3 protein-coding genes are annotated in these 2,675 nt (G+C 74.5%); 1 reads left to right on the top strand and 2 read right to left on the bottom strand.

What is annotated here, in order from left to right; all coding sequences use genetic code 11:
• Positions 1 to 84 precede the first annotated feature (84 nt).
• Complete coding sequence (locus tag H5J29_RS28400; RefSeq protein ID WP_181784060.1) at positions 85 to 468, bottom strand: ATP-binding protein; 384 nt, start codon at positions 466 to 468, stop codon at positions 85 to 87.
• Positions 469 to 571: 103 nt separating this feature from the next.
• Complete coding sequence (locus H5J29_RS28395; RefSeq protein WP_181784059.1) at positions 572 to 1,090, bottom strand: DUF6328 family protein; 519 nt, start codon at positions 1,088 to 1,090, stop codon at positions 572 to 574.
• A gap of 236 nt (positions 1,091 to 1,326) precedes the next feature.
• Between H5J29_RS28395 and H5J29_RS28390 the strand changes: the two genes are divergently transcribed.
• Complete coding sequence (locus H5J29_RS28390; RefSeq protein ID WP_181784058.1) at positions 1,327 to 2,493, top strand: LLM class flavin-dependent oxidoreductase; 1,167 nt, start codon at positions 1,327 to 1,329, stop codon at positions 2,491 to 2,493.
• Positions 2,494 to 2,675: the final 182 nt, after the last annotated feature.

Raw genomic sequence — 2,675 nt, 5'->3', positions numbered from 1 at the left:
CGGGTGCCGGAGTCGACTCCGCCGGGTGCGGACCCGGATCGCCGTCGACGGTGGGAGCACGGCCCGCCGCGGGGCGGCGCCGGCTCAGCGGTACCCGACCGGATGGTCGACGGCGATGTCGGCGACCACGGTCTTGCCCGTCCCGTGACGGTGGAAGGTCCAGGCCGACGCGAGCGCCGCGACCATCTGCAGGCCGCGCCCCCGGGCGGCGTGGACGTCGTGCACCTGCAGCTGCGGCTCGGTCGCCGCGCCGTCGGTGAGCTCGATCCGGACCGAGCCCGGGGTGAGCGTGGCGACCATGTGGAAGGGCGTCCGGGCGTGGTCGACGGCGTTGCAGGCCAGCTCGTTGGCGACCATGACGGAGCTCTCGACGGTGGCGTCGTCGACCCCCCATCCGTCGAGGAAGGCCGTGAGGTCGCGGCGGACCTGCGCGCAGGACTCGGCCGTCGGCGGGTACCCCTGCCGCATCCGTGCCACCTCCCGCCCGGTGGACCCCGGCTCGTCGACACCTGCGCGGTCCACGGGAGGCGCATGCCCGGCCCTCACCCCCGGCAAACGCGTTCGTGGGACATCAGGGGTCGGCGGGGGCCAGGCCGCGCCGGATCGCGAACGGCAGGACCGCCCACAGCCCGATCAGCACCACCAGGGCGGCCGCGGCGGCGAGGATGCCGGCGAGCGGGCCGAGCACCACGTCGAAGATCAGCTCGACCACCCCGACGACGGCGAGGCCCAGCGTCGCGAGCCCGCTGATCGCGAAGCGCTGGCCCGCCGCCACGAGCTCGCGGCGCGCGTGCATCCGGAAGAGCACGCGGTGCAGGATCACCGGGGAGATCAGCAGCCCGGTGGCCAGCACGGACAGCCCGGTCGTGACCAGGTAGACCACTCGCTGGTGGGTGACGATGTCCGCGAAGCGGCTCTGGAACGGGACCGTGAGCAGCAGACCGGTGAGCAGCTGCACGCCGGTCTGGGCGACCCGCAGCTCCTGGAGGAGGTCGGCCCAGTTGCGGTCCAGCCGTTGGGTGGCGGTCTCGTTGCGGGCCTCGCGGTTCCAGTCCGCGTCCCCGGGTTCCTCGATCGTGGACCGCGACACCTGGTGCCTCCCTCGATCGGGGACCGCTCGCCCCTCATTGTCGCCGGGGGAGGGCCGCCGCGGAAGTCACGTCGCCCACCGCTTGCCTCCGTGCGGTCGCTCGTGCTGGTGTCGTGCCATGGGAGGCAGCGAGCTGACCCGGCGCCGGTGGGTGGACCTGGGCCGGTTCCGGTCGGCGGGCTGTCCGGGCCGACCGGGATGACCGTCGTCCGCACCCCCACCACCGAAGGACCCCCATGCTCGACCTGCACTGGTTCCTGCCCACCAACGGAGACGGCCGCCACCTCGTCGGGGGTGGTCACGGCGTCGGCACCGGCTCGGCGGGCGCGATCCGGCCCGCCACGATCCCCTACCTCACCCAGGTCGCCCGGGCCGCCGAGGAGGTCGGGTTCACCGCGGCCCTGACGCCGACCGGCGCCTGGTGCGAGGACGCCTGGCTGACCACCGCCATGCTCGTCGCGCACACCGAGCGGCTGAAGTTCCTCGTGGCCTTCCGGCCCGGTTCGATCTCCCCGACCCTGGCCGCGCAGCAGGCGGCGACCTACCAGCGGCACTCCGGCGGGCGGCTGCTGCTCAACGTCGTGACCGGTGGCGAGTCGAAGGAGCAGCGCGGCTACGGGGACTTCCTCGACAAGACCGGCCGCTACACCCGGACGCGGGAGTTCCTCCACGTCGTGCGGTCGCTGTGGCGCGGGGAGACCGTGGACCTCGACGGCGAGCACGTCCGCGTGGAGGGCGCCTTCCTCGACCGGCTCCCCGACCCGGTTCCCCCGGTCTACTTCGGCGGGTCCTCCCCGGTGGCGGGCGAGGTCGCGGCCGAGCACGCGGACGTGTACCTGACCTGGGGCGAGCCGCCCGCGCAGGTCGCGGAGAAGATCGCGTGGATCCGCAAGCTCGCCGCCGACCGGGGCCGCACGCTGCGTTTCGGCATCCGGCTGCACGTGATCGCCCGGGACACCGCCGAGCAGGCCTGGGCCCAGGCGGAGGCGCTGCACGCGGCCCTGGAGTCGGACACGATCGCGAAGGTGCAGGCCGGGCTCGCGGCCAGCGAGTCCGAGGGCCAGCGGCGGATGCGGGCCCTGCACAACGGCGTCCACGGCGGTTCGGCGCGGAGCCTGGAGATCGCCCCGAACCTGTGGGCGGGCGTCGGGCTGGTCCGCGGCGGCGCCGGGACCGCGCTGGTCGGCAGCCACACCGAGGTCGCCGACCGGATCAGCGAGTACCACGAGGTCGGCATCGACGAGTTCGTGCTCTCCGGCTACCCGCACCTCGAGGAGGCGTGGTGGATGGGGGAGGGCGTGATGCCGATCCTGGCCCGCCGCGGGCTCTGGGAGCCGCCCGCGGACCGGTCCGCCGACACGGCCCGCACGGTGCCGTTCGCCTCGCTGGAGGGCCGCAGGTGAGCGGTTCAGCCGCTCAGCTCGCCGAGCAGCGCGAGCGTGCGGGGCTGGTCCTGCGCCTCGCCGACCATGCTGACCAGCACGTCGGTCACCCCGAGGTCGCCGTAGCGGGCCAGCTCCTTCGCCACGGCGTCCTCGTCGCCCGCCACCACGATGTCCCCGCCGTCGGCGAACCCGTCCCGGTC

It is taken from the genome of Pseudonocardia pini (genome assembly GCF_013870575.1).
In the GTDB taxonomy this organism is placed as follows: domain Bacteria; phylum Actinomycetota; class Actinomycetes; order Mycobacteriales; family Pseudonocardiaceae; genus Pseudonocardia; species Pseudonocardia pini.
This window is presented reverse-complemented; position numbering and strand designations above follow the sequence as displayed.

Excerpts from the sequence above, each read along its gene's own strand:
- H5J29_RS28390 (WP_181784058.1), top strand. The coding sequence starts at position 1,327 with ATGCTCGACCTGCACTGGTTCCTGCCCACCAACGGAGACGGCCGCCAC.
- H5J29_RS28400 (WP_181784060.1), bottom strand. The coding sequence starts at position 468 with ATGCGGCAGGGGTACCCGCCGACGGCCGAGTCCTGCGCGCAGGTCCGC.